This window comes from Vogesella sp. EB (genome assembly GCF_001037925.1).
In the GTDB taxonomy this organism is placed as follows: Bacteria; Pseudomonadota; Gammaproteobacteria; order Burkholderiales; family Chromobacteriaceae; genus Vogesella; species Vogesella indigofera.
The window spans coordinates 1-24,965 of the sequence record NZ_LFDT01000038.1; the positions used below are offsets into that span (position 1 = coordinate 1).

At 66.2% G+C, this 24,965-nt stretch carries 22 protein-coding genes; 16 read left to right on the forward strand and 6 right to left on the reverse strand.

Features of this window, described 5'->3' with window-relative positions; translation table 11 throughout:
* From ACG97_RS15450 to ACG97_RS15460, 3 genes are all read left to right on the forward strand, one after another.
* On the forward strand, positions 1–1,089 hold a 1,089-nt coding region (locus tag ACG97_RS15450), incomplete at its 5' end, for an NADH-ubiquinone oxidoreductase-F iron-sulfur binding region domain-containing protein (RefSeq protein ID WP_047968274.1).
* Positions 1,077–3,734 (forward strand): formate dehydrogenase subunit alpha, encoded by a 2,658-nt coding sequence (gene fdhF / locus ACG97_RS15455; RefSeq protein ID WP_047968275.1) that lies wholly within the window; start codon positions 1,077–1,079, stop codon positions 3,732–3,734. The genes ACG97_RS15450 and fdhF, both read left to right, overlap by 13 nt.
* Positions 3,735–3,762: 28 nt before the next feature.
* Complete coding sequence (locus tag ACG97_RS15460; RefSeq protein ID WP_047968276.1) at positions 3,763–4,590, forward strand: formate/nitrite transporter family protein; 828 nt, start codon at positions 3,763–3,765, stop codon at positions 4,588–4,590.
* 132 nt (positions 4,591–4,722) lie between these two features.
* Here the strand turns inward: ACG97_RS15460 and tldD are convergent, their stop codons facing one another.
* From tldD to ACG97_RS15475, 3 genes are read right to left on the reverse strand one after another with little or no spacing between them, the layout of a single operon-like run.
* Entirely contained in the window at positions 4,723–6,162 is a 1,440-nt protein-coding gene (gene tldD, locus ACG97_RS15465; RefSeq protein WP_047968277.1) for a metalloprotease TldD, read from the reverse strand.
* Positions 6,163–6,173: 11 nt separating this feature from the next.
* Positions 6,174–6,983 carry a carbon-nitrogen hydrolase family protein gene (locus ACG97_RS15470; RefSeq protein WP_047968278.1) on the reverse strand — a complete coding sequence of 270 codons (810 nt, stop codon included), beginning with the start codon at positions 6,981–6,983 and terminating at the stop codon, positions 6,174–6,176.
* 9 nt (positions 6,984–6,992) lie between these two features.
* A complete protein-coding gene (locus ACG97_RS15475; protein WP_162199017.1) occupies positions 6,993–10,871 on the reverse strand; it encodes a YhdP family protein in 3,879 nt (1,292 codons plus the stop codon).
* 28 nt (positions 10,872–10,899) lie between these two features.
* Between ACG97_RS15475 and glnE the strand changes: the two genes are divergently transcribed.
* The 7 genes from glnE (at position 10,900) to ACG97_RS15510 (ending at position 17,492) form a co-directional block, all read left to right on the forward strand.
* Positions 10,900–13,566: a bifunctional [glutamate--ammonia ligase]-adenylyl-L-tyrosine phosphorylase/[glutamate--ammonia-ligase] adenylyltransferase gene (gene glnE, locus ACG97_RS15480; protein WP_047968280.1), complete on the forward strand. Its 2,667-nt coding sequence runs from the start codon at positions 10,900–10,902 to the stop codon at positions 13,564–13,566.
* A 70-nt stretch (positions 13,567–13,636) separates the two neighbouring features.
* Positions 13,637–14,560 carry a branched-chain amino acid transaminase gene (locus ACG97_RS15485; protein WP_047968281.1) on the forward strand — a complete coding sequence of 308 codons (924 nt, stop codon included), beginning with the start codon at positions 13,637–13,639 and terminating at the stop codon, positions 14,558–14,560.
* 49 nt (positions 14,561–14,609) lie between these two features.
* The gene (locus ACG97_RS15490) at positions 14,610–14,813 is read left to right on the forward strand and encodes a zinc-finger domain-containing protein (protein ID WP_047968282.1); all 204 of its coding nucleotides are present in this window, start codon (positions 14,610–14,612) and stop codon (positions 14,811–14,813) included.
* 57 nt (positions 14,814–14,870) lie between these two features.
* On the forward strand, positions 14,871–15,923 hold the full coding sequence (waaF, locus tag ACG97_RS15495; RefSeq protein WP_047968283.1) for a lipopolysaccharide heptosyltransferase II: 1,053 nt from the start codon (positions 14,871–14,873) through the stop codon (positions 15,921–15,923).
* The gene (locus ACG97_RS15500; protein WP_047968284.1) at positions 15,923–16,504 is read left to right on the forward strand and encodes a TetR/AcrR family transcriptional regulator; all 582 of its coding nucleotides are present in this window, start codon (positions 15,923–15,925) and stop codon (positions 16,502–16,504) included. The genes waaF and ACG97_RS15500 overlap by 1 nt, the downstream gene beginning before the upstream one ends.
* A 75-nt stretch (positions 16,505–16,579) precedes the next feature.
* The gene (locus ACG97_RS15505; RefSeq protein WP_047968285.1) at positions 16,580–16,993 is read left to right on the forward strand and encodes a YbaN family protein; all 414 of its coding nucleotides are present in this window, start codon (positions 16,580–16,582) and stop codon (positions 16,991–16,993) included.
* 25 nt (positions 16,994–17,018) lie between these two features.
* Positions 17,019–17,492, forward strand: coding sequence for a hypothetical protein (locus ACG97_RS15510; protein WP_047968286.1), 474 nt, complete (start codon positions 17,019–17,021; stop codon positions 17,490–17,492).
* Positions 17,493–17,562: 70 nt separating this feature from the next.
* On the opposite strand, the gene ACG97_RS15515 is transcribed toward ACG97_RS15510, so the two are convergent.
* Positions 17,563–17,748, reverse strand: coding sequence for a putative motility protein (locus ACG97_RS15515; protein WP_047968287.1), 186 nt, complete (start codon positions 17,746–17,748; stop codon positions 17,563–17,565).
* Positions 17,749–17,868: 120 nt separating this feature from the next.
* Between ACG97_RS15515 and trxB the strand changes: the two genes are divergently transcribed.
* The 5 genes from trxB to ACG97_RS15540 all read left to right on the forward strand — a co-directional run bounded on the left by trxB (position 17,869) and on the right by ACG97_RS15540 (position 22,161).
* The gene (gene trxB, locus ACG97_RS15520; RefSeq protein ID WP_047968288.1) at positions 17,869–18,816 is read left to right on the forward strand and encodes a thioredoxin-disulfide reductase; all 948 of its coding nucleotides are present in this window, start codon (positions 17,869–17,871) and stop codon (positions 18,814–18,816) included.
* Positions 18,817–18,887: 71 nt separating this feature from the next.
* The gene (locus tag ACG97_RS15525) at positions 18,888–19,445 is read left to right on the forward strand and encodes a Smr/MutS family protein (RefSeq protein ID WP_238377368.1); all 558 of its coding nucleotides are present in this window, start codon (positions 18,888–18,890) and stop codon (positions 19,443–19,445) included.
* 16 nt (positions 19,446–19,461) lie between these two features.
* Positions 19,462–19,908, forward strand: coding sequence for a peroxiredoxin (locus tag ACG97_RS15530; RefSeq protein WP_047968290.1), 447 nt, complete (start codon positions 19,462–19,464; stop codon positions 19,906–19,908).
* A gap of 52 nt (positions 19,909–19,960) precedes the next feature.
* On the forward strand, positions 19,961–21,364 hold the full coding sequence (locus tag ACG97_RS15535; protein ID WP_047968291.1) for a PhoH family protein: 1,404 nt from the start codon (positions 19,961–19,963) through the stop codon (positions 21,362–21,364).
* 50 nt (positions 21,365–21,414) lie between these two features.
* Positions 21,415–22,161 carry an alpha/beta hydrolase gene (locus ACG97_RS15540; RefSeq protein ID WP_238377369.1) on the forward strand — a complete coding sequence of 249 codons (747 nt, stop codon included), beginning with the start codon at positions 21,415–21,417 and terminating at the stop codon, positions 22,159–22,161.
* A gap of 86 nt (positions 22,162–22,247) precedes the next feature.
* Here the strand turns inward: ACG97_RS15540 and ACG97_RS15545 are convergent, their stop codons facing one another.
* Together ACG97_RS15545 and ACG97_RS15550 are read right to left on the reverse strand one after the other, a co-directional pair.
* A complete protein-coding gene (locus ACG97_RS15545; protein WP_047968293.1) occupies positions 22,248–22,748 on the reverse strand; it encodes a GNAT family N-acetyltransferase in 501 nt (166 codons plus the stop codon).
* Positions 22,742–23,977, reverse strand: a complete 1,236-nt coding sequence (locus ACG97_RS15550) for a Xaa-Pro peptidase family protein (protein WP_047968295.1) — start codon at positions 23,975–23,977, stop codon at positions 22,742–22,744. The genes ACG97_RS15545 and ACG97_RS15550 overlap by 7 nt, the downstream gene beginning before the upstream one ends.
* A 176-nt stretch (positions 23,978–24,153) precedes the next feature.
* On the opposite strand from ACG97_RS15550, the gene ACG97_RS15555 reads away from it, so the two are divergent.
* Positions 24,154–24,723 (forward strand): helix-turn-helix domain-containing protein, encoded by a 570-nt coding sequence (locus ACG97_RS15555; RefSeq protein WP_047968294.1) that lies wholly within the window; start codon positions 24,154–24,156, stop codon positions 24,721–24,723.
* The last annotated feature ends 242 nt before the right edge of the window (positions 24,724–24,965 follow it).

Consider the following 24,965-nt stretch of genomic DNA (forward strand, 5'->3'; position numbering starts at 1 on the left):
CTGCAGGCACTGGACGACAGCGGCCTGCGTGGTCGCGGCGGCGCCGGCTTCCCGGCCGGGCGCAAATGGCGCGCTGCGGCAGCGGCCAGCGGCAGCCGCAAATACCTGGTGGTGAACGCCGATGAAGGCGACCCCGGCAGCTTTTCCGACCGTTACCTGCTGGAAGACGATCCGTATTGCCTGATCGAGGCTTGCCTGATCGCGGCGCAGGCGATTGGCGCTCGCCACGGCGTCATCTACCTGCGCAAGGAATACCCGCACGCCGCCCGCGTGCTGCAGGTCGCGATGCAACAGGCACGCGATGCCGACTGGCTGGGGACGGATTTCGAGCTGACGCTGCACATCGGCGACGGCAGCTACCTGTGCGGCGAGGAAACCGCGCTGCTCAATGCGCTGGAAGGCAAGCGCCCGGAGGTGCGGCTGCGCCCGCCGCAAATCACCGCGCACGGGCTGCACGGCCAGCCCACGCTGCTGCACAACGTGGAAACCCTGTGCGCGGTGCCGTGGATCATCCGCCACGGCGCGGCGGCCTACGCCGCACTGGGGGTTGGCCGCAGCCGTGGCAGCAAGCTGCTGTCGCTGAACGCCAGCTTCAACCGCCCCGGCCTGTACGAGGTGCCGTTCGGCCTACCGTTGACGGCCATCGTGCACGAGTTGGGACAGGAGCTGCGTCACGGCCAACTGCGCGGGTTGATGATAGGCGGCCCGCTGGCCGGCCTGGTGCCACCGGCGCTGCTGGACACGCCGCTGGATTACGAGGCGCTGCACGCCATCAGCTGCGCCGTGGGCCACGGCGGGGTGATTGCCTTTGCCGACGACACCCCGCTGCTGGCCATCATGGCCGAGGTGTTCTGCTTTGGCGCGCGCGAGTCCTGCGGCAAGTGCACGCCCTGCCACTACGGCGCCGCCGAGCTGGCGCGGCAGTTTGCCTCCGCGGCCGACGGCAAGACCATCGACGGCGCCCGCTGCCAGGCGCTGCTGGACAATCTGGCGCAGGCCAGCCTGTGCGGCCATGGCCGCGGTCTGGCCGAGTTCGCCCAGGCTCTGCAACGCCACTACCCGGAGGAGCTGCGCGCATGCCTCGCCTGATACTCAACGGCCAAGCCCATGACGTGCCGGCCGGCACGCTGCTGCTGGACGCGCTGGCCGCCACCGGCAGCCCGGTAGCCCAGCTGTGTCACGACGCGCGGCTGGCACCCAGCGGCGGCTGCCGCCTTTGCCTGGTCGCCATCGACGGCCAGCCGCTGCCACAGCCCGCCTGCGCCACCCGTGCCGAGGACGGCATGGTGGTGCACAGCCATACCCCGGCGCTGGAAGCGCTACGCCGCAGCAATCTGCAACTACTGGCCGAGCGCTACCCTGCCAGCGCGATGGCAGCGCATCCGGAACTGCCCTTTCATGCCCTGCTGCGCCAGTACCGCATCCAGCCTGGCGGCAACGTGGCCGGCAACGGCTTTCACGACGACAGCCATCCCTACATCGGCGTCGACATGGATCGCTGCATCCACTGCCAGCGCTGCTTGCGCATCTGCGACGAGGTGCAGGGCCAGTTCGTGTGGGCGGCGTGGGGGCGTGGCAAGCACACCCGCATCGCCACCGCGCACGGCAACAGCATGCTGGCCGATGGCTGCGTCAGCTGCGGCGCTTGCGTCGACAGCTGCCCCAGCGGCGCGCTGTTCGACAAGCCGGCAACGGCTGTGCAGCAATGGACGCGCACCACCTGCGGCTACTGCGGCGTCGGCTGCCAGATGGACGCCGGCAGTGCCGATGGCCGCGTGGTGGCGGTGCGCCCGGCGCAACATCCGGTGAACCGTGGCCACCTGTGCCTGAAGGGCCGCTACGGCTTCGAGTTCAACCACGCCGCCGACCGCGTCACGCAGCCGATGATCAAGCAGCACGGCGAGTGGCAGCCGGTGAGCTGGGACGAGGCGCTGAGCTTTGTCGCCAACCGCCTGCTGGCCATCCGCGGCCAACATGGGCCGGACGCCATCGGCGTGCTGGGCTCGGCGCGCGCCAGCAACGAGGAAAACTACCTGGCACAGAAGTTTGCCCGCGTGGTCATCGGCAGCAACAACGTCGACTGCTGCGCCCGCGTCTGCCACACCCCCAGCGCCAAGGCGCTGAAAACCATGCTCGGCACCGGCGCGGCCACCAACCACTTCGACGACATCGAGCAGGCGCGCACCCTGCTGCTGTGCGGCTGCAACCCCACCGAGAACCACCCGGTCATCGGCGCCCGCATCAAGCAGGCGGTACTGCGCGGCGCCCGGCTGGTGGTGATCGACCCCCGCCGCACCGAGCTGGCCGCCATGGCCGACATCCACCTGGCGGTGCGCCCCGGCCACAACGTGCCGCTGCTCAACGCGATGGCCGCCACGCTGATCGAGGAAAACCTGCTGGACCGCGACTTCATCACCGCGCGGGTGACGGGCTACGCCGCGCTGGCCGACTTCCTGCGCGACTACACTCCGGAACGGGTCGCCGCTGGCTGCGGTGTGGCCGCCGCCGACATCCGCGCCGCAGCACGGCTGTATGCCACGCAAGGCCCGGCGATGTGCCTGCACGGCCTGGGCGTCACCGAGCACCTGCAGGGCACCGAAGGCGTGATGTGCCTGATCAACCTGGCCCTGCTCAGCGGCAACCTCGGCAAACCCGGCAGCGGCATCAACCCCTTGCGCGGACAGAACAACGTGCAGGGCGCCGCGCACATGGGCTGCGACCCGGCCACCCTGACCGGCGCGCAGTCGTTTGCCGACGCCGGCGAGCGCTTCGCCGCGCACTGGGGCACGCCGCTGCCAAAAAGCCGCGGGCTGGACCTGATGCAGATGATGGATGCCGCCTGCGACGGCCGGCTCAAGGCGCTGTGGGCCATCGGCTACGACATCTACCTGACGCTGGCCAACGAGGCCGCCACCGCCGCCGCGCTGGCGCAGCTGGAGCTGGTCATCGTGCAGGACCTGTTCCTCAACGAAACCGCACGCCACTTCGGCCACGTGTTCCTGCCGGCGGCCTCCTTCCTGGAAAAGCATGGCACCTTCATGAATGCCGACCGCCGCGTGCAGCACATCCGCCAGGTGGTGCCGCCACCCGGCGATGCACTGCCCGACTGGCAGATCATCTGCCGCCTGGCCGCCGCCATGGACCAGCCGACCGGCTTCGACTTTGCCGGCCCGCAGGCCGTGTGGGACGAGATCCGCGCGCTGTGGCCGGCCGGGGCCGGCCTGAGCTACGCGCGGCTGGCGCAGGAAAGCCTGCACTGGCCCTGCCCGGACGAACAGCACCCCGGCACACCGGTGCTGCACGGCACGCAGTTTGCCACCAGCCAGACCGCCACGCTGGCGTGTGTCCCGTTCCTGCCCAGCAGCGAGCAGCCGGATGACGGCTATCCGCTGCTGCTGGTCACCGGCCGCGTGCTGGCCCACTTCAACGCCGGCACCATGAGCTATCGCGGCCGCAACGCGCTCTTGCGGCCATCGGACACGCTGGACATGGCGCCGGCGGACGCCGCCAGGCTGGGGCTGCAACAGGGCGAGCGCGTGCGCATCCACAGCCGCTACGGCAGCGCGGTGCTGCCGCTGCAGATCAGCGACGCACAACAGCCGGGACAGCTGTTTGCCAGCTTCCACCGCCCGGACCTGCTCGTGAACCGGCTGACCTCCGCCGTGCGCGACCGGCTGGTGCATTCCCCGGAATACAAGCTGACCGCGGTGCGGGTGGAAAAGCTGGCGGACTGAAGCACTGCCAAGAAGAGAGGAAGCAGCCATGGCGCTGTACGGTTTTGATGCCTTCTCGCCGGCGCAGATCGCCGAAAAGATCGAGCAGGTCGGCGTCAGCAAGGCGCGGCTGCCGTTGCTGCAGATGGTGCTGCTGGGCATGCTGGCCGGGGCTTTCATCTCGCTGGGCGCGCTGTATTTCGTGCTGGTCGTGAGCGACGACACGCTGGGCTTTGCCGCCAGCCGCGTGCTGGGCGGCGTGGTGTTTTCCTTGGGGCTGTTGCTGGTGGTGGTGGCCGGGGCCGAGCTGTTTACCGGCAACAACCTGCTGATGATGGCCTGGGCCGATGGCCGCATCAGCAGCTACGCGCTGCTGCGCAACTGGCTGGTGGTGTGTGCGGCCAACTTTGCCGGCGCCGCCGGCATGGCGTTGCTGGTGTGGCTGTCCAGCCACCCGGCGATGAACGATGGCCGCGTGGCGGCACTGGTGGTCACGCTGGCCGGCGCCAAGTGCGCGGCACCGTTGGCCGCACTGTTCTGGAAAGGGGTGCTGTGCAATATCCTGGTGTGCATGGCGGTGTGGATGGCGATGGCCGGGCGCAGCGTCACCGACAAGTTCGTCGCCATCGTGTTCCCGATTTCGGCCTTTGTCGCCGCCGGCTTCGAGCACAGCATCGCCAATATGTATCTGATCCCGCTGGCGATGCTGCTGCAGGACAGCGTGCCGCCGGCGCTGGTCTCGCCGGCGCTGGGCGTGGCCGGCCTCTTGCGCAATCTGGCGGCGGTGATCGCCGGCAACATCCTCGGCGGCAGCGTGCTGGTGGCGCTGGTCTACCACCTGATCTACCGCCGTGGCCTGCCGCCACCGGCAGCGTAGCGCGCCGGCCGGCCGCGATCCGCCGCCATGATCTGGCGCCAGCGTTACCCGGCAACACCCGCTACAAAAGCAAAACGCCATCGCAGAGCGATGGCGTTTTGACTACGTGCCGCACGCTTGCGGCCAACCTTGTCAGGCGGTGCCGCCGACGGTGAGGCCGCCGTCGATGCGCAGCGTCGGCTGACCGACGCCGACCGGCACGCTCTGGCCTTCCTTGCCGCAGACACCGACGCCCTCGTCCAGCGCCAGATCGTTGCCGATCATCGACACGTAGCCGAGCACGTCCGGGCCGTTGCCGATCAGGGTGGCGCCCTTCACCGGATAGGTCAGCTTGCCGTTCTCGATGCGCCACGCCTCGGAAGCGGAGAACACGAACTTGCCGCTGGTGATGTCGACCTGGCCGCCGCCGAAGTTGGCCGCATAGATGCCGTCCTTGACCGAGGCGATGATCTCTTCCGGCGCCTTGTCGCCGCCGAGCATGTAGGTATTGGTCATCCGCGGCATCGGGATGTGGGCGTAGGACTCGCGACGACCGTTGCCGGTCGGCGCCACCCCCATCAGCCGCGAGTTCATCGCGTCCTGCATATAGCCCTTGAGGATGCCGTCCTCGATCAGCATGGTGCGGTTGGTGGCGTTGCCTTCATCGTCGATCGACAGCGAGCCGCGGCGTGCCGACAGCGTGCCGTCATCGACCACGGTGACGCCGGCGGCGGCCACGCGCTGGCCGATCATGCCGGAAAACGCCGAGGTGCCCTTGCGGTTGAAGTCGCCTTCCAGTCCGTGACCGATGGCCTCGTGCAACAGCACCCCCGGCCAGCCGGAGCCGAGCACCACCGTCATCTGCCCGGCCGGTGCCGGCCGCGCTTCCAGATTGACCAGCGCCTGTTGCACCGCCTTCTGCGCGTGGTGCTCGATCACCGCATCGGTAAACTGCGTCAGGTCGTAACGGCCACCGCCGCCACTGCTGCCCATCTCGCGACGGCCGTCCTGCTCCGCGATCACCGTCACCGAGATGCGCACCAGCGGCCGCACGTCGGCGGCGCGCACGCCGTCATGACGCGCGACGTAGACCACGTCGTACTCTGCGGCCAACCCTGCCATCACCTGGATCACGCGCGGGTCGATGGCGCGTGCCAGCCGCTCGATGCGCTCCAGGATCGACACCTTGGCCTCGGCCGGCAGGCTGCCGACCGGGTCGATCGCCGGATACAGGCCGCTGCCGCGGCGCAGTCCCACCGCGCCGGCATTGCCGTGGCCGCCGACGGCGCCGATGGCGCGCACCGCATCGGCGGCCTCGCCCAGCGCGAAGGCGCTGATGTCGTCGGAGTAGGCAAACGCGGTCTTGTCACCGGATACCGCGCGCACGCCGACACCCTGGTCGATGCTGAAGCTGCCGGCCTTGACGATGCCCTCTTCCAGGCTCCAGCCTTCGCTGCGCGTGTACTGGAAATACAGGTCGGCATAGTCGACCTGATGCTGCAGCATGCGGCCGAGAGTGGCCTCGATCACCTGTTCGTTGACGCCGTACGGCGCCAGCAGCAGGCTGTCTGCGATGGAAATGGCGTTGCTCATGACTTTTGCTTTCAGGAAAAAACGCGGTGCGACAGCGCCGGTAGCCGGGTGCGCACCGAGTTGATGATTTCGGGGTCGATCTCGGCGATGACCACGCCTTCGCCCTTGTCCAGCTGGGCGACGATGCGCCCCCATGGATCGATGATGAGGCTCTGGCCGTGCGTCTTGCGGCCGTTTTCGTGACTGCCGCCCTGTGCCGAGGCCAGCACGTAGCACTGGTTCTCGATGGCGCGGGCGCGCAGCAGCACCTCCCAGTGTGCTTCGCCGGTCTGCGCGGTGAATGCCGCCGGCAACACCAGCAGGTCAAACGGCGCCATCTGGCGGAACAGCTCGGGGAAGCGCAGGTCGTAGCAGATGCCGAAGGCGATGTCGGCCAGCGGCGTTTGTGCGCGCAGCGGCTGGCTGCCGGCGACGATGCTGTCCGATTCGCAGTAGCGCTCGCCGTTGCCGGTAAAGCCGAACAGGTGGATCTTGTCGTAGCGGCTGTGCACGCTGCCGTCCGGCGCGAACAGCAACAGGCTGTTCAACACCTTGTTGTCGGCATCGCAGGCCAGCGGCAGGGTGCCACCGACCAGCCACACGCCATTGTCGCGCGCCATCGCCGCCAGCTGCTGCTGGATCGGCCCGTCGCCGAACGGCTCGCGCAGGCGCACCTTGTCGCCTTCCTCGCGCCCCATCAGGCAGAAATACTCCGGCAGCACCACCAGTTGCGCGCCGTCAGCGGCCGCCTGCGCCACCAGGCGGGCGGCGGTATCGAGGTTTTGTTGCGGCTGGGTGGTGGACACCATCTGGATGGCGGCGACCTTGAAAGCTGTCTTCATCTGTGGTCCTCAGGGCGTCTTGGCCGGCAGCACGGGGGTGACATTCTCCCCCACCTTGCTGACCTGCGGATCGGTCAGGCTGCCGCTGATCTGGTATTCAAAAGAAAATACCTGATTAATCGGGTCTTGCAATATTTTTTGCGTCAGCAGCGTCGCCGCCCCCAGCAGCGGGTTGACCAGCGTGGCGCCGGCCAGCAGCGACACGCTCTCGGAAATGTGCGGCGTGATGCGGGCGCGCACGTTCTGCTGGTTGCGCGGCAAGTCGGCCACGCCGCGCAGGGTGACCTGCGCCGCCGGCCCGGTCATGCGCACATCGTCGGAGGCAAACACCCCGTCGCGGACGACAGCGCTGCCGGTGATGGCATCAAAGGCAAAGCCGCTGCTGAACACGTCGGTGAAATCCAGCCGGATGCGGCGCGACAGCGACTGCAGGCTGAGGATGCCCAGCAAGCGCGCCACCCCGGGGTTGACCTGGGCAAAGCGGCCGTCGCGCACGTCCAGCCGCAGCTGGCCGCCAAGCCGCGCCAGCTCGAAATCGTGCAGGCGGCCCGGCCACGTCAGCTGGCCGTCCAGCCGTCCGCGCCCGCCGTACAGCGCATCGGCGATGCCGAAGCGCGTCAGCACGCCGCCGGCATTCTCGGTATCGAAGGCGACATCGACCCGCGTCTGCGGCTGGCGGCTACCCTCACGCGGCGCCACGCCGGTGACCTGCATGCGCCCTTCCGGCATCTGCAGCGTGACCTTGTCCAGCTGCCACTGCTCGCCGCGCGGCTGGGCCAGCAACGTCAGCTGGCCAAGCTGGTGCTGCTCCCAGAACAGCTGCGCCACCGCCAGCTCCAGCGCCGGCACGCTGACATCGGCCAGCAGCGTCCCGGCACTGCTGTCACCGGCGGCCACCGCGGCGCTGTCTTCCGGCAACGGCAGCGTCAGCCGCGACAACTCTGCCTGCACCCGCCCGCCGTCGGCCGCGCGGTAGCGCAGCTGGCCGGCGGCCTCGCGACTGTCCAGCTGCAGCTGCAGCGGCGCATCACCACCGCGCCAGTCGAGGCGGCTGTCGACGTCGTGCAGCCGGTAACTGCCCAGTTGCAACAGCGGCGTCGCCAGCTGCAGTTGCAGCGGCAGGCCGGCGCCCTCCGCCGTGCCGCCGCCCGTACTGATGACCGTACCGAGTTGCTGCACCACGCCCAGCCACGGCAGCAGGTCCAGCTGCGGCTGGCGGATGGCGATGCCGATCTGTTGCGGGCTGGCCGGCACCTCTGCGCCGACGCCAACCCCGACGCCACGCAGATTACCGTGGCTATCCAGCGTCACCGTGCCCTGCGCCCTATCCTGCTGCTGCCAGGCCAGCTGCCAGCCCTGCAAGGTTGGCCGCAAGCGCAGCTGTAGCGGCCATTCGGCGTCGGCCGGCTTGGCCAGCGGCGCCGGCGCCTGGATCGCCACCCCGCGCAGGCTCAGCAGCAGCTGCAGGTCATCGAGATTATTGCTGATGTCAAAATTGGCCTGGTACGGCGTGCGGCCAGACACCAGCGGCGACAGCAGCGGCACATACTGCTGCAGCACCGGGGTGATGGCGGCGTCGCCCTGCACCGCAAACTGCATCACGTCGTCACGGCGCTGGGTCGCGGTCAGCCGCCCCTGCCCGCCAAAGGCGGCAAAGCCGATGCCCGGTGAGCTCACGCCGCGCTCGTTGAACTGCAGCACGCCGCGCACCGCCTGCAACGGCGGCAGCGGCAGCTGGCGGAACTGCAGACTATTGCCCGGCAGGCTCACCTCGCCGCGCACCTTGCTCTGCAGCAGCGCCGACAGCGGAATGTCCAACCCCAGCTTCAGCGCGGCCTCGCCCTGGCTGTCGATGGTCGACAGGAAGCCGCCCAGCCAGCCGTCCACCGGACTGCTGCGGGTGTAGGCCAGCATCTGCGGCAGGGCGCCGCGCGCCTGGCCGTCGATCAGCAGGTGCGCCGGCTGCGTCATCAGGTCCGGCAGGCGCACCTTGACCGCCTGCAGCGCCACGCCGGCGGTACGCGCCGTGGCGGCGTCGACCAGCACGTGGTCGTTGCGCATCGCTAACTTGCCGTCGATGGCAGTGATATCCGGCCAGGCACGGTCGAAGCGCAACACGCCGCCGGCCACCTCGGCATCGACATCGAAACGGCCGCCGGCATCATTGCCGAACGGGAAGCGGCTGAAGTCGCCCTCCACCCGCGCGCTGACATTGCGCGCCGTACCGCCGACCAGCGCCATGTCCAGCCAGTCCAGCGTGCTGCGGCCGATCACCGCCGGCAGGTAGCGGCTGACGCGGGCCACCGCCACCTGCGGCACGCGGATGTCCAGCCGGCCCTGCAGCGCGCCCTGCGCCGGCAGTCGCCCGTCGCCGCTCAGCTCCGCTTTCAGGTCAGGCGTTTGCAGGCGCAGCGCCGGCAGCGTGAACTGCCAACCCTGACCCTGCCGCTGCCAGCGCAGCTGGCCGGCCAGCTGCTGCAATGCCAGCGGCTCGGCCAATTGCTGCGGCCACGCCAGCGTCAGCCCCTGCCCGGACAGCGACAGCTCGCCGCCATCACGCGCCAGCTTCAGCTCGCCGTTGACGCCGCCCTGCACGGTCGGGCTGGTGCTCAAGGTTGGCCGCAACTGGCGGAAGGCCGTGCTCAGCCGGTAATCGCGCGGCGCCCGCCACGGCCCCTGCCACTGCCAGCTGGTGTTGCGCAGTTCGCCATCGAGCGCCGTCAGCGGCAGCTCGCGCAGCGCGGTGATGCGTTGCTGCAGCACAGGCCACAGCCCCGCCAGCGACACCCCGGACAACTGCACGCGGCCGCCGCGCTGCTCGTGCCACTTGGCATCGACCGTCGCGTCGCGCAGCAGCGGGCCAAACTCGCCGGACAGCGTCAGATGGCTGGCCTGCAGCTGGTGCTCGCCCGCTGCCGCACTGCGGTAGTCCAGCTCGCCCGCCAGCCGCGGCAAGGGCAGATCGCGCCGCTGCAGTGCCAGCGACACGTCATCCACCTGCCAGCGGCCCTGCAGCGCGGTGATGCGGCCTTCGGCAAACGCAGCCGTCAGCCGCGAGCTGGCGCGCCCCTGACCGGCAAACGGCGCCGTCGGCCAGTAGCGCTTGAGCAGCGACAGCTCGCCGCTGCCGGCCGCCAGCGTCAGTTCACCCTGCCATTGCCGCCAGTCGGCAACGGCACCGCCCTGCCAGCCGGCGTCCAGCAACAGCCCCGGCAGCAGCGGGCTGTCCGGCCGGCCGTGCAGTTGCAGGCGATGGCCGCGCCAATTGTCCTGCAGCTGCAGGGTCAGCCCTTCCAGCCGCAGCACCGGCAAGGCCAGCAACTGATCATGCCAGCTCAGCTGTTTCAGGCTCAGCGTGATGCTGTCCTGGCGCAGCAGCCAGTCCAGCAGCCGGTTATCGCCCTTGCCACCGGACAGCGCGATGCCGTTCAGGCTCAGCCGTCCCTGGCGGTCGCGCTGCAGCGCCAGCTGCAAATCGTCCAGCTGCAGGCTGGCCAGCCGCGGTTCGAGATAGAGCCAGCTTTTCCACGCCGGAATCATCTCCACCCGCGACAGGCGGATGGCGCTGGCGCGCGACACCGGCCGCACCTGCACGTCGCGCAGAGTCAGCACCGGCGCCCACCACAGCCATTCGCCGTCGATGCGGCCAACCTTGATCGCCATGCCGCTGACCTCACCCAGCGACTGCTCCAGATACGGGCGCAAGCGGTCGAGGTTCGGCAGCAGGATGAAGCGGAAACTCAGAAAGGAAACGGCCAGCAGCAGCAGTACCGCGGCCAGTAACCAGGCGGCGGCACGCAGGATGCGACGGGCAGTCCGCAGGATGCGCCAGCTGCGGTCAGGCGGCGTTACATCGGACGGGGAAGTGGGGGTAGAATGGTCAGTCACGATTTCGTCATAGCGTTGAAAGCGCATTATGCCAGCAAATACCGCCGCCATCGCCTCTGCGCGCGCATTCAGTTATTACCTCGACCGCCTGCTGGGCGCCCGTCCCGAACAATTCGAAAGGTTGGCCGCCAGGCTGGATCACTGTTTTGACTTGGCGGAAATGACGGCGTTCGCCGACTGGCCGGCTTTCGACAGCATCGACACGCTGATGCCGGCGCTGCGCCAGCTGCGCGCCGCGGTGATGGCACGGCTGATCACCCGCGACCACGCCGGCCTGGCCGACCTGCACGAAGTCGTCACCACCATCAGCGCGCTGGCCGACTTTGCCGTGCAACAGGCGCTGCCGGTGGCACGGCGCAGCCTGGCGCAGTTCGGCGACCCGATCGGCGAGGAAAGCGGCGAGGTGCAGCAGCTGATCGTGATCGGTATGGGCAAGCTCGGCGGCTTCGAACTGAACGTGTCCTCCGACATCGACCTGATCTTCATCTATCCGGAAGACGGCGACACCAACGGCCAGCGCAAGACCTCCAACCACGAATACTTCACCCGTCTCGGCAAGGAGCTGATCCGCGCCATCAACGACCTCACCTATGACGGCCAGGTGTTCCGCGTCGACATGCGTCTGCGCCCGTACGGCGATTCCGGCCCGCTGGTGATGAGCCTGGCGGGGCTGGAAAACTACCTGTTGAGCCAGGGCCGCGAGTGGGAACGCTACGCCTGGATCAAGGCACGGGTGATGACCGGCGACGACAGCTATCTGTCACAGCTGGTGCGCCCCTTCGTGTACCGCAAGTACATGGACTACGGTGCCTACGGCGCGATGCGCGAGCTGCACGCGCAGATCCGCCGCGAGGTGGCGCGCCGCGACATGGCGGAAAACATCAAGCTGGGGCCGGGCGGCATCCGCGAGGTGGAATTCATCGCCCAGGTGTTCCAGCTGATCCGCGGCGGCCGCGAGCGCCGCCTGCAACTGCGCAGCACCCGCGACACCTACACCGTGCTGGCCGAGTTGCGCCTGCTGGAGCCGGAAACGGTCAGCGAACTGCTGGAGGCGTACACCTTTTTGCGCAATCTGGAACACCGCCTGCAGTACCTCGACGACCAGCAGACGCAAAACCTGCCGACCAGCGAGGACAACCGGCAGCGCATCGCCGCCAGCATGGGCTTTGCCGACTGGCACGGTTTCCTCGACACGCTCAACCAGCACCGCCGCCGCGTCACCCGCCACTTCGAGCAGGTGTTCTTCCTGCCGACCGAAGGCGCCGCCGCCCATCCGCTGCAGGCGCTGTGGCAGGAGCTGGCCGACAACGACATCAGCGCCACGCTGCAGCAGCTCGGCTACCACGACGCCGCCGACGTGCAGCGCCAGCTGCGCAGCCTCGCCGCCAGCCAACGCTACCAGCAGATGCCGGACAGCAGCCGCAAGAAGCTGGACGCGCTGATCCCGCCGCTGATCGAGGTCGCCGCCGGTTTCGACAACCCGGACCTGACGCTGTCGCGCATCCTGACCTTACTGGAAAGCATCAGCCGCCGCGCTTCCTACCTGTCGCTACTGCAGGAGTATCCACAGACGCTACAGCGACTGGCGTCGCTGTACTCGGCCAGCGCCTGGGTGTCGGCCTACCTCAACCGTCACCCGATCCTGCTCGACGAGCTGCTGGATGCGCGCGTGCTGTACGCCAGCCCGGACTGGCCGCAGCTGGCGGCGCAGCTGGAACAGCAGCTGGCCGACTGCCAGGGTGACGTCGAGGCGCAGATGGATACCCTGCGCCACTTCCAGCACGCGCAGACCTTCCGCCTGGTGGCGCAGGATCTGGCCGGGATGTGGACACTGGAAGCATTGTCCGACGAGCTGTCGGCGCTGGCCGACATGGTGCTGGACGCCACGCTGCGCCACGCCTGGCTGGACCTGCCCAAGCGCCACTGCGAGGTGCCGCGCTTCAGCATCATCGGTTACGGCAAGCTGGGCGGCAAGGAGCTGGGCTACGCCTCCGACCTCGACGTGATCTTCCTCTACGACGACGACCACCCGGACGCCGCCGAGCTGTACTCGCGGCTGGCACGCAAGCTGACCACCTGGCTGACCAGCGTCACCGCCGCCGGCTCGCTGTACGACATCGACCTGCGCCTGCGCCCCAACGGCACCAGCGGCCTCTTGGTCAGCAGCGTCGACGCCTTCCGCCAGTACCAGCAGAAGGATGCCTGGCTGTGGGAGCACCAGGCACTGACCCGCGCCCGCTTTGTCTGCGGCGACGCGGCGATCGGCCAGCAATTCGAGGCCATCCGCCATCAGGTGCTGACCCTGCCGCGCGACATCGGCCAGCTGCGCGACGAGGTGCTGGCGATGCGCGCCAAGATGCTGGAAAGCCATCCTGCCCGCGACGCCGACGTCAAGCATGCGCGCGGCGGCATCGTCGATGTCGAGTTCATTACCCAGTTCCTGATCCTGGCGCACGCCAGCAAGTACCCGGAGCTGACCCGCAACAGCGGCAACATCGCCCTGCTCGGCGCTGCGGCCAACGTTGGCCTGATTCCGGCCGAGCTGGCCAATCAGGGGCAGAGCGCCTATCGCCACTACCGGCGACTGCAGCACGCGGCGCGGCTCAACGACAGCCAGACCACCGACGACATCCCGCAGGAAGACTACCGCCATGTGCGGGCGCTGTGGCAGTGCGCATTGCAGGATGAAGCTTGAAAACACAAGCGCAACACTCGGCGCTATAATTGCGCCACATTAAAAACAGGACTACAGCGGAGAATTCATCATGTCGATGGCAGATCGCGACGGTTTTATCTGGTACGACGGACAACTGGTTGACTGGCGCAACGCCACCACCCACGTGCTGACCCACACCCTGCACTACGGCATGGGCGTGTTCGAAGGCGTGCGCGCCTACGAAACACCGAAGGGCCCGGCCATCTTCCGTCTGCAGGACCATACCGACCGCCTGTTCCGCTCCGCCAAGATCCTCGGCATGGACCTGCCGTTCAGCAAGGAACAGATCAACCAGGCGCACATCGACGTGGTGCGCGCCAACCAGCTCAAGTCCTGCTACTTCCGCCCGATGGCGTTCTACGGCTCCGGCAAGCTCGGCATCGCGCCGAAAAAGGACGACGTGCAGGTCATCGTCGCCGCCTGGCCGTGGGGTGCCTACCTCGGCGAGGAAGGACTGGAGCAAGGCATCCGCGTCAAAACCAGCTCGTTCACCCGCCACCACGTCAACATCACCATGTGCAAGGCGAAGGCGAACGGCAACTACATGAACTCCATCCTCGCCAACAACGAGGCGACGGCAGACGGCTACGACGAGGCGCTTTTGCTGGACGTGGACGGCTTTGTGGCCGAAGGCTCCGGCGAGAACATCTTCATCGTCCGCAAAGGCAAGCTGTACACCCCAGACCTGACCTCCGCACTGGAGGGCATCACCCGCGACACCGTGGTGCAACTGGCGCAGGAGATGGGCTTGCAGATCATCGAAAAACGCATCACCCGCGACGAAGTCTATACCGCCGACGAAGCATTCTTCACCGGCACCGCCGCCGAAGTGACCCCGATCCGCGAGCTGGATCGCCGCAGCATCGGCGAAGGCAAGCGCGGCCCGATCACCACCGAGATCCAGAAGCGCTACTTCGATTGCGTCAAGGGTCTGGACGCCGGCAAGCAACACTGGCTCACCTACCTCGATTAACCCATTGGCTAGACGCCCCGGCAAGGGGCACACAAGAAAGTACCGAAACATGGCAGAACTGAAAGAAAACACCGCTCGCTTTATCGAAGTCACGGCAAAAGACCTGCCGCTGCACTGCCCGACACCGGAGATGCTGAAGTGGAACTCGCACCCGCGCGTATTCCTGCCGATCGTGAAAAACGGCGGCGAGGCCCTGTGCCCGTACTGCGGCACCCACTACAAGCTGACCGGCCCGGTTAGCGGCCACCACTAAGCCTTTCTGCCCAATGGACAAAGGTGCGGCTTGCGCTGCACCTTTTTTGCTTGATACATGATCAAAAAGCTACTGGTAATCGGCCCTTCCTGGGTAGGTGACGGCGTGATGGCGCAGCCACTGTACCGTCGCCTGCACGAGCGCCACCCCGGCCTGGAACTGCACGTCTTCGCCCCCGCCTGGACCCTGCCGCTGCTGGCACGGATGCCGGAAGTGGCCAAGGCGCACCTCAACCCGTTCGGGCATGGCCAACTGCGCCTGCGCGAGCGCTGGCGCGTGGCGCGCGCACTGCACCGCGAAGGTTTCGACCAGGTGGTGGTGCTACCCAATTCGCTCAAGGCGGCGCTGATCCCGTTCCTGGCCGGCATTCCGCTGCGCACCGGTTTTACCGGTGAACTGCGCTATGGCCTGCTCAACGACACCCGCGAGCTGAACGAGCAAGAGCTGCCGACCATGGTCGAGCGTTTCTGCATCCTGGCCGAGGAGCCGCGCCACGCGCTGCACCGCCCGATTCCGCACCCCAGTCTCCGCTCGCAACCGACTGCCCAGCAGGCTGTCGCCGCGCGCCTTGGCTTGTCGCTGGACAAACCGGTAGTCGCGATGTGCCCCGGCGCCGAATACGGCCCGGCCAAACGTTGGCCGCCGCGCCACTTCGCCGCCCTGGCGGCGGCACTCGACAGCCGCGGCTATCAGGTGTGGCTGTTCGGCTCGGCCAAGGACCAGGACATCGGCGAGGAAATCAGCCGGCTGGCACAGGGTAAGGCGCTCAATCTGTGCGGCAAGACCGGCCTCGACGAAGCCATCGACCTGATGGCGCTGGCCAGGCTGGCGGTATGCAACGACTCCGGCCTGATGCACGTCGCCGCCGCCCTGCACATTCCGCTGGTGGCCCTCTACGGCTCGTCCAGCCCGGACTTCACGCCACCGCTCAGCGACCACGCCGAAATCGTCAACCTCAATCTGGACTGCAGTCCCTGCTTCGAGCGCACCTGCCCATACCAGCACATGCGCTGCCTGGAAGACATGCTGCCGGAACGGGTACTGCAGGCCTGCCTGAAACAGCTCGACCCCCGGCCATCCAGCCCCTCACAAGAAACGGCGACATCATAATGAGCAAAGAAAACGCCACCGAAGACAACAGCCGCCGCATGGAACTGGTGCGCGCCGCCGCCCGCCTGTTCCGCGACCAGGGCTACGAGCGCACCACCGTGCGCGACCTGGGCAATGCCGTCGGCCTGCAATCCGGCAGCCTGTTCTACCACTTCCGCACCAAGGAAGAGATCCTGGTTGCGGTCATGGCGCTGGGCATCACCGCCACCACCGAACAGTTGGCCGCAGCGCTGTCCCGCGCCAAGACTCCGCGCGAAAAACTGGCGGCACTGTTCCACGTCCACCTGCACTCGCTGCTCGGTGACAACCAGGCCGCGCTGGAAGTGATGCTGTACGAATGGCGCAGCGTCTCCGCCGCCGCCAAGCCCGGCCTGATCGTGCTGCGCGACCGCTACGAGGCCTTGTGGCAGGATGCACTGGACGAAGCCGCCGCCGCCGGACTGGTCAAGCCGGACACCCGCCTGCTGCGCCGCACCCTGCTGGGCAGCCTGCACTGGACGGTACAGTGGTATCACGACAACGGCGAACTCTCCGTCTCCGAGCTGGCCGACCGCATGCTGGAGCTGACCGTCATCGCCTGAACCGGGGCCGCCACGCACTTGCAAATGGTGCGCGGATGGCATTGAATCAAGGCAGGACCTCTTCGGGATCGCCACATGAAACTGCGGTTGCAAAGAATGCTGTGGCTGGTAGCCGGCTGGCTGTGCCTGCTGCTGGCACTGATCGGCGCACTGCTGCCGGTGATGCCGACCACCGTCTTCGTGCTAATGGCCGCCGCCTGCTTCGGCCGCAGCAGCCCAGCGCTGCTGCACTGGCTACACCACCATCCGCGGCTCGGCCCACCACTGCTGCAGTGGCAGCGCTACCACGGCATGACCGCCAGAACCAAGGCCGTGGCGCTAGGCACCGTCGCCCTGTCATTCAGCTTCAGCATCTATGCCACACTGCAACAACCCTGGCTTACCGCCCTGCTGTTACTGCTGTGGGCGGCGCTCAGCCTGTGGATGTGGCGGCTGCCGACAATTCCAGCAACATCAGCATGTTGTGCTATGCTTGACAGCAAATCATAGTCCTTTGTCGTGACGGAGACCCCGCATGGATGCCATTAATTCCGCAGCATCAGCCAGCAGCAGCGCCAGCATACTGCGCGAGGCCGCGGAACAGCGTCGCCTGCAGCAGGAACAGCAACAGGAAAGCCAGCTGGCGCCCGCGCCGGCCGCCGAAGCGGTTGCCGCCAGTACACTGCCGACCGCCCGTCCCAGCCAGGCCGTTAGCAACACCGAACAGGCACTCCAGGCCCAGTTGCTCGACTCGCGCCGCGTCAACCAGCCAGAGCCGAACACCACGCTCGCCGCCAGCGAACGCAGCCCCGGCAACCGGTTGAACGAACCGCAAGCGCGCCGTGACACCGCGGAACAGCCCACCCCAGCCGCCAGCACCGAACGCACGGTCCCGGCAGAAGCCCGCGTGCCCGTCAACGCCTCGCAACAGGCCATCACCCAATACCAGGTCAGCCAGTCCTTGCTGCAGGATGCCAGCAGCAGCACACGCATCCGCACCGAAGCCTGAGCCAAGTCATCACGCACACAAAAACGGGAGCCAAGGCTCCCGTTTCTTTATTGCCGCATCAGCCGAGGCATCAGGCCTGCACGTCGATACGGTTACCCAGATGCGGCGGATTGTTGCCCTGTGGCGCGGTGACATCCGTTGCCGTCGCCAGCAAGGCCAGCGCCGCACTCTCGCTGACCTCCATCGTTTTCTTCAGCATCAGGATTTGCGCCACTTGCGCCACCTGATTGTCTGCTGCCGCCGAAACTGCCGCCATCGCCCCCCCGAACTCCGATTACCGTAAACTATCCGCCGCGTTGAAACACTCAATCAGAATTGTCATCCATTCCTGATAGAATACGCACTATCGTCTCTGCCAGACAGGAAAAAGACAAACATGAGCCAAACCCGTCACTGCCCTCTGCTTATCCTCGGTTCCGGTCCTGCCGGCTACACCGCCGCCGTCTATGCCGCCCGCGCCAACCTGAAACCGGTTCTGATCACCGGCATGGCCCAGGGCGGTCAACTGATGACCACCACCGATGTCGACAACTGGCCTGCCGATGTGGCTGGCGTGCAAGGCCCGGAGCTGATGCAGCGCTTCCAGCAGCACGCCGAGCGCTTCGGCACCGAAATGATCTTCGATCACATCCACACCGCCAAGCTGGATGAAAGACCGTTCCGCCTGATCGGCGATTCCGGTGAATACACCTGCGACGCGCTGATCATTTCCACCGGCGCCTCGGCCAAATACCTCGGCCTGCCATCGGAACAGACCTTCTCCGGCAAGGGCGTCTCCGCCTGCGCCACCTGCGACGGTTTCTTCTACCGTAACCAGGACGTCGCCGTGGTCGGCGGTGGCGACACCGCCGTGGAAGAAGCGCTGTACCTGGCCAACATCGCCAAGCACGTTACCCTGATCCATCGCCGCGACACCTTCCGCGCCGAAAAGATCATGATCGACAAGCTGAACGCACGCGTGGCCGAGGGCAAGATCAGCCTGAAGCTGAACGCCAATCTGGACGAAGTGCTGGGTGACGACAGCGGCGTGACCGGCGCCCGCCTGAAGTTCAACGACGGCAGCAGCGAAGACCTCAAGCTGATGGGCGTGTTCATCGCCATCGGCCACAAGCCGAACACTGACATCTTCAAGGGCCAGCTGGAGCTGGACGAGACCGGCTACATCGTGACCCGCGGCGGCCGTGACGGCAATGCCACCGCCACCAGCGTACCGGGCGTGTTTGCCGCCGGCGACGTGCAGGACCACATCTACCGCCAGGCGATCACCAGCGCTGCATCCGGCTGCCAGGCAGCTCTGGATGCCGAGCGCTTCCTGGATCACTGAGCCCGCCTGCATTGAAGTCGCTCAAGGAGCAACTCAAGCCAGTCAAAGCACAGGCAAGACCCGCGAGGGTCTTGCCTGTTGCCGTTGCGGCCAACCCTGAGCCCGAGCCGGACTTCCGCCAGCTGATGCGGGACGTGCGCCCGCTCAAGCAGGATGGCCGCGTCTGCTACACCCCGCCACTACCCAAGCCGCGCCCCCTGCCGCAACATCGCGCCAGCCAGACACCACTGACGCCGCAAGCAGAGCAGGCGCTGTTCGCCCAGATGATAGGCTGGTTCGAGCCTGCACAAATCGACAGTCAGCACCGCAGTCCCGGCACGCCGAGCAACACCCTGAAGAAACTGCGCGCCGGGCATTGGCCCGTCTGCGCCGAGCTGGACCTGCACGGACTGGACCGCTTTGCCGCGCATGAGCAGCTGACCGTATTCCTGCATCGCGCCCGCCACCTGGGCCAATGCGTGCGGGTGATTCACGGCAAGGGACTCAGCTCGCCGGGCGAACCGGTGCTGCCGAAAATGGTCAGAGCCTGGCTCAGCCATCACCCGGATGTACTGGCTTTCTGCGAAACCCGCATCGAACAAGGCGGTAGTGGCGCGGTACTGGCCCTGCTGCGCCGCCCGCACGGCTAAACCCGAGGACACCACCATGGACACCACCCGCATCACCCCCTTCACCGCCGCCGCCACCAGCGGCGAGAGCGTCACCCTGCCGCAAGGGCTGACCGTGCTGTACTTCTACCCGAAGGACAACACCCCAGGCTGCACCAACGAGGCGATGGCCTTCCGTGACCTGCATCCGCAATTCCTGGCCGCCGGCGCCCGTATCCTCGGCGTATCGCGCGACAGCCTGAAATCGCACGAGAATTTCAGGGTCAAGCACGAATTGCCATTTGAATTGATCAGCGATCCGGACGAAACTGTATGTAACCTGTTCGGTGTCATGAAACTGAAAAACATGTACGGCAAACAGGTGAGAGGGATAGAACGCAGCACTTTTGTCATCAATAGCGATGGCGACATCCTGCGCGAATGGCGCGGACTGAAAGTCCCCGGACACGCCGAAGAAGTGCTGACGTTCGTCAAGTCGCTTTAAGCGCCAGGTCCGGCACCCTGCCGGACCCCGCTTCAACAAGGGGGTCTTTCTCATGGCAAGCCACAGCAAGAGCAACGTCTGCAAACTGTTCGTCCTCGACACCAACGTCCTGCTGCATGACCCGACCTGCCTGTTCCGCTTTGAAGAGCACGATGTATTCATCCCCATCATCACCCTCGAGGAGCTGGACACCCACAAGAAAGGCATGTCGGAAGTGGCGCGCAACGCCCGGCAAGCCAGCCGCTTTCTCGACGAAATCGTCAGCAGCAGCACCGACGACATCGAGGACGGCATTTCGCTGAAAGCCCCCAGCCGCGACGCCGCCAGCGGCAAGCTACGCCTGCAGACCGAAGCATTGCACGCGGTGCTGCCCTCCTCGCTGCCGGTCGGCAAGGCCGACAACCAGATCCTCGGCATCGTGATGGCGCTGAAGCAGGCTGATACCAGCCGCCCGGCCATCCTGGTGTCAAAAGACATCAATATGCGCATCAAGGCACGCGCACTGGGACTGGACGCCGAAGACTACTTCAACGACAAGGTGCTGGAAGACACCGACCTGTTGTACGGCGGCACCCGCGAGATAGACGTCGACTTCTGGGAACGCAACGGCCGGGACCTGAAGTCGTGGCAGGAGGGTGGCCGCACCTACTACCAGTTCAAGGGCCCGGACGCCCCCAAGCTGCTGCTGAACCAGCTGCTGTGGCAGGAAGGCGAGCAGCCGATGCAGGCACGGGTACTGCGCCTCGATGGCAAGGAAGCGGTACTGGAGACGCTGAAGGACTACAGCCACCAGAAGAACAACGTGTGGGGCATCGTCGCGCGCAACCGCGAACAGAATTTCGCGCTGAACCTGCTGATGAATCCGGACATCGACTTCGTCACCCTGCTCGGTCAGGCCGGCACCGGCAAGACCCTGCTAACGTTGGCCGCGGGTCTGGCGCTGACACTGGAGCAGAAGCTGTACAGCGAGATCATCATGACCCGTGTCACCGTGCCGGTCGGCGAGGACATCGGCTTTTTGCCCGGCACCGAAGAGGAAAAGATGCTGCCGTGGATGGGCGCACTGGAAGACAACCTCGACGTGCTCAACAAGAGCGAGGACGACGGTGGTGACTGGGGGCGCGCCGCCACCCGCGACCTGATCCGCTCGCGCATCAAGGTCAAGTCGCTCAATTTCATGCGCGGCCGTACCTTCCTCAACAAATACCTGATCATCGACGAGGCGCAGAACCTGACGCCGAAGCAGATGAAAACGCTGATCACCCGTGCCGGCCCCGGCACCAAGGTGGTCTGCCTCGGCAACATCAGTCAGATCGACACCCCGTACCTGACCGAAGGCAGTTCCGGCATCAGCTACGTCGTTGATCGTTTCAAAGGCTGGGAACACTCCGGCCACATTACCCTGCAGCGCGGCGAACGCTCGCGCCTGGCAGACCACGCAGCGGAAGTCCTTTGACCATCAAACTTGAACTGATCCACACCCCGGCAGCAGGGGCGGCATCGACGATGCCCCCCCTGCTTTTTGTTCACGGCGCCTTCAGCAGCGCCAGCTGCTGGCAGCAACACTTCATGCCCTGGTTCAGCGCGCGCGGTTACGACTGCTGGGCGCTGAGCTTCGAGGGGCACGGCGACAGCGACGGCCACGACTATCTCGCCGCCATCAGCATCGATGACTACGTCGGCAACCTGCAGCAGGCGATCCGGCAACTGCCGCGCCCGCCTATCGTGATCGCCCACTCCATGGGCGGCTTTGTGCTGCAGCAATACCTGACCCGCCACGACCTGCCCGGTGCCGTGTTGCTGGCTTCGGTGCCGCCAAGCGGCCTCGCCGGTTCCAGCATGCGGCTGATGACCCAGGCGCCGGAGCTGTTCATGCAACTGAACCTGTTCCAGCAGGGTAACTACCAGCCGGAGCTGAACGAACTGCGGCACATGCTGTTTTCCGACGATGCCGACCTCGCCGCGGTGGACTGGGTGGCGCACCACAGCCAGACCGAAAGCCAGCGCGCAATCATGGACATGACCCTGGTGCCGCCATTCCTGCAGCGCCGTATCGCCCCGCTGCCCAACCTGGTGCTGGGCGCGGCAGCGGACCAGCTGATCTCGCCAGAGGACGTCACCGAGACCGCGACACGCTTCGGCAGTACGCCGGAAATCCTGCCGCACATCGGCCACATGATGATGCTGGACAATCGCTGGGAGCAGTGCGCGCAACGAATCGAGGCGTGGCTGGCACGTACCCCCCTCGAGTGACAAAAAGGTTGGCCGCATTGCTGCGGCCAACCTTTTCGGCTTCCATCCGGGCTATCTCTCTTCAGAAAAACAAGCTGCCCGCCCGCTCAGGCATACAGCAATTTGAGCGCTTGCGCCTCGCCGAAGAACAGCTCGCCCTCGTGACGCAGGCCGATCGCCTCCAGCACGCGGATCGAGCCTGCGTTGGCCGCATCGACAATGGCGGTAATCCGCGGCAGGCGCAGCACATTGCGACCGTAGTCGAGGCTGGCCTGCGCCGCTTCGCGCGCATACCCCTGGCCGCGATATGGCGGCAGGAAGGTGTAACCGACATCCGGATCCGGCAGCCCCTCGCGGCGGATGATGCCGCACAAGCCCATCAGCGCACCATCGGACTTGCGCACCACGCACCACAACGCATGGCCATGCTGCGCGTAGGCCGCCAGTGGCCCTTCCTGCAGGTAGCGGCGGGCGTCGTCCAGCGTGCGCACACCACGATCGATCACCTTGCGCACGAAGTCGGGGTCGTTCAGTGCCGCCAGCACGAATTCGGCATCCTCCAGCGTCAGCTCGCGCAGCTGCAACCGCGCCGTCTCCGCGATCAGCATGCAACCGCCAGGCCGAACGGGTCGTCGATGCTGTGGCTGGGCTGGGTAAACCAGCGCGGCCCCTGCTCCGTCATGTAGAAGTGGTCCTCCAGTCGCACCCCGAATTCGCCGGGGATGCAGATCATCGGCTCGTTGCTGAAGCACATGCCGACTTCCAGTGGCGTGCGGTCGCTGGACACCAGGTACGGCCATTCGTGAATGTCCATGCCGATACCGTGGCCGGTACGGTGCGGCAAACCCGGCAGCGCGTAGCCGGGGCCGAAGCCGTCGACCTGCAATTGCCGGCGCGCGGCCAGATCGACCTCGCCGCACGGCGTGCCCAGCTGCGCCGCCGCGAAGGCCGCCGCCTGTGCCGCCTTTTCCGCCTGCCACACCTCGCGCTGACGCACATCCGGCTCGCCAAACACATAGGTACGGGTGATGTCGGAAATATAGCCGTGCAGGGTGCAGCCGGTATCGATCAGCACCATGTCGCCCGGCTTCAGCACCTGCGGATTCTTGACCCCGTGCGGATAGGCGGTCGCCTCACCGAACAGCACGATGCAGAAGTAGGAACCGGTGGCACCGACACGGCGGTGCGCCTCGGCAATGAATGCCTCGACCTCGGTGGTGGTGATGCCCTCATGCAGAATGCCGGCCGTAGCCTGGTGCACCGCCAGCGTCATGTCCTTGGCACGCTGCATCAGCGCGATTTCCTGCGGCGACTTGCGCATGCGGCAGTGCGCGGTCACCTCGCGGCCGTTGACCAGCTGGTAGCCGTCGGCACACTGGCGGATGCCGTCGGCGATGAAAAACGCCGCACTTTCGTCGATGCCGATGCGCAGCGGCTGCTCAAGGTTGGCCGCAATGCCCAACCGCGCCAGCGTCGCTACAAATAGCGCATACGGGCTTTCGTGTTCGTGCCAGGCGTTCACCTCGCCCTGCAGCTGCATGTAGTCGTGCAGTGTGCCGACCTCGAACCAGGGCGCGATGAATTCCAGCGCGCCATGCGCCGGCAGGATCGCCCCCACCATGCGCTCGCTGGCGTACCATTTCAGGCCGGTAAAGTAGTTGAGGCTGGTTCCCGCATTCAGATACAGCGCCGCGATGCCGTTGGCCTGCATATACACCTGCGCCTTGGCCAGCCGTACACGGTATTCGTCCAGCCCGATCGGCTGTGCACCCTGCGTCATGTCCTGCAAGCCAGCCAGTGCCTGCTCCTTACTCACCCCACCCACGCCTATCGTCATCGCCTGCTCCCGCTCCGGTTCATCACTGCTGGCCTGTCGCCAGTCCACACCAAAGCAGCAATCTATGACTGCGCCACCACAGGGTCAAGTATTTTTTAGTCACACTAAAATTTTACTATTCAGCAAGGCAATGATTCTCACGTACAATCAGTCCTCACCATCAGGAACCCGCCCCCATGTCAGAGGAAACCCTCGGCCAGCGCCTGCGCCGCTACCGGCGCGCCAGCGGCAAGACCCTGGTCCAGGTAGCCAAAGAAGCCGGCTTGTCGGCCGGCTTCCTGTCCCAGGCAGAGCGCGACATCACCGGCCTGTCGCTGTCGTCACTGGCCAACATCGCCCAGGCCGTCGGCGTAGCGGTGAGCGAGCTGTTCGAATCCCCGCGCCAGGACGCCCCCGACTCGCACGAAGGCCAGCGTCAGAGCTACACCGTCGCCAACATGCCGCAGCGCTACGAACGACTGACCACCACCTATAGCGGCAGCGTGCTGAATGCCGTCAAGCTGACACTTCCCCCCGGCTATCGCTCGGAGGTAGTTGCCCACAGCGGCGATGAATTTGTCTATGTGCTGAGTGGTACCGTCACCTATCAGGTCAACGGCCGTGACTATGTGCTGGCCGTCGGCGACTCGCTGCACTTTGATCCGCAGCAAAAGCACGCCATCCACAACGATAGCGACAGCAGCACCGAGGTGATTTCGGTCGGCACGTTGCAATTGTTTGACGATGACGACAAGCAGCACGACTAAACCAGCCTGGGCGATTCAGTGGGCAGGGACAGGCCACATTCAGAGATAGGCACACACCAAAACCAGCGGCTCGTCACGCATCAGGTCAGACGAGGCTGTGCCGAGCGTAGCAGTCAGATAAAGCTTGTCACGGGGAAAGATAATCAAAGAGGCAGAGGCTATCAAGGTTGCCCGCAGTTAGCCCCAAAGCCAAGCCCGCCCAATTGACCGGGCTTGTGTCGTCTACACCGCTTTGCGTTGCG

Excerpts from the sequence above, each read along its gene's own strand:
- fdhF (WP_047968275.1), top strand. The coding sequence starts at position 1,077 with ATGCCTCGCCTGATACTCAACGGCCAAGCCCATGACGTGCCGGCCGGC.
- ACG97_RS15460 (WP_047968276.1), top strand. The coding sequence starts at position 3,763 with ATGGCGCTGTACGGTTTTGATGCCTTCTCGCCGGCGCAGATCGCCGAA.
- tldD (WP_047968277.1), bottom strand. The coding sequence starts at position 6,162 with ATGAGCAACGCCATTTCCATCGCAGACAGCCTGCTGCTGGCGCCGTAC.
- ACG97_RS15470 (WP_047968278.1), bottom strand. The coding sequence starts at position 6,983 with ATGAAGACAGCTTTCAAGGTCGCCGCCATCCAGATGGTGTCCACCACC.
- glnE (WP_047968280.1), top strand. The coding sequence starts at position 10,900 with ATGCCAGCAAATACCGCCGCCATCGCCTCTGCGCGCGCATTCAGTTAT.
- ACG97_RS15485 (WP_047968281.1), top strand. The coding sequence starts at position 13,637 with ATGTCGATGGCAGATCGCGACGGTTTTATCTGGTACGACGGACAACTG.
- ACG97_RS15490 (WP_047968282.1), top strand. The coding sequence starts at position 14,610 with ATGGCAGAACTGAAAGAAAACACCGCTCGCTTTATCGAAGTCACGGCA.
- waaF (WP_047968283.1), top strand. The coding sequence starts at position 14,871 with ATGATCAAAAAGCTACTGGTAATCGGCCCTTCCTGGGTAGGTGACGGC.
- ACG97_RS15500 (WP_047968284.1), top strand. The coding sequence starts at position 15,923 with ATGAGCAAAGAAAACGCCACCGAAGACAACAGCCGCCGCATGGAACTG.
- ACG97_RS15505 (WP_047968285.1), top strand. The coding sequence starts at position 16,580 with ATGAAACTGCGGTTGCAAAGAATGCTGTGGCTGGTAGCCGGCTGGCTG.
- ACG97_RS15510 (WP_047968286.1), top strand. The coding sequence starts at position 17,019 with ATGGATGCCATTAATTCCGCAGCATCAGCCAGCAGCAGCGCCAGCATA.
- ACG97_RS15515 (WP_047968287.1), bottom strand. The coding sequence starts at position 17,748 with ATGGCGGCAGTTTCGGCGGCAGCAGACAATCAGGTGGCGCAAGTGGCG.
- trxB (WP_047968288.1), top strand. The coding sequence starts at position 17,869 with ATGAGCCAAACCCGTCACTGCCCTCTGCTTATCCTCGGTTCCGGTCCT.
- ACG97_RS15530 (WP_047968290.1), top strand. The coding sequence starts at position 19,462 with ATGGACACCACCCGCATCACCCCCTTCACCGCCGCCGCCACCAGCGGC.
- ACG97_RS15535 (WP_047968291.1), top strand. The coding sequence starts at position 19,961 with ATGGCAAGCCACAGCAAGAGCAACGTCTGCAAACTGTTCGTCCTCGAC.
- ACG97_RS15540 (WP_238377369.1), top strand. The coding sequence starts at position 21,415 with ATGCCCCCCCTGCTTTTTGTTCACGGCGCCTTCAGCAGCGCCAGCTGC.
- ACG97_RS15545 (WP_047968293.1), bottom strand. The coding sequence starts at position 22,748 with ATGCTGATCGCGGAGACGGCGCGGTTGCAGCTGCGCGAGCTGACGCTG.
- ACG97_RS15550 (WP_047968295.1), bottom strand. The coding sequence starts at position 23,977 with ATGACGATAGGCGTGGGTGGGGTGAGTAAGGAGCAGGCACTGGCTGGC.
- ACG97_RS15555 (WP_047968294.1), top strand. The coding sequence starts at position 24,154 with ATGTCAGAGGAAACCCTCGGCCAGCGCCTGCGCCGCTACCGGCGCGCC.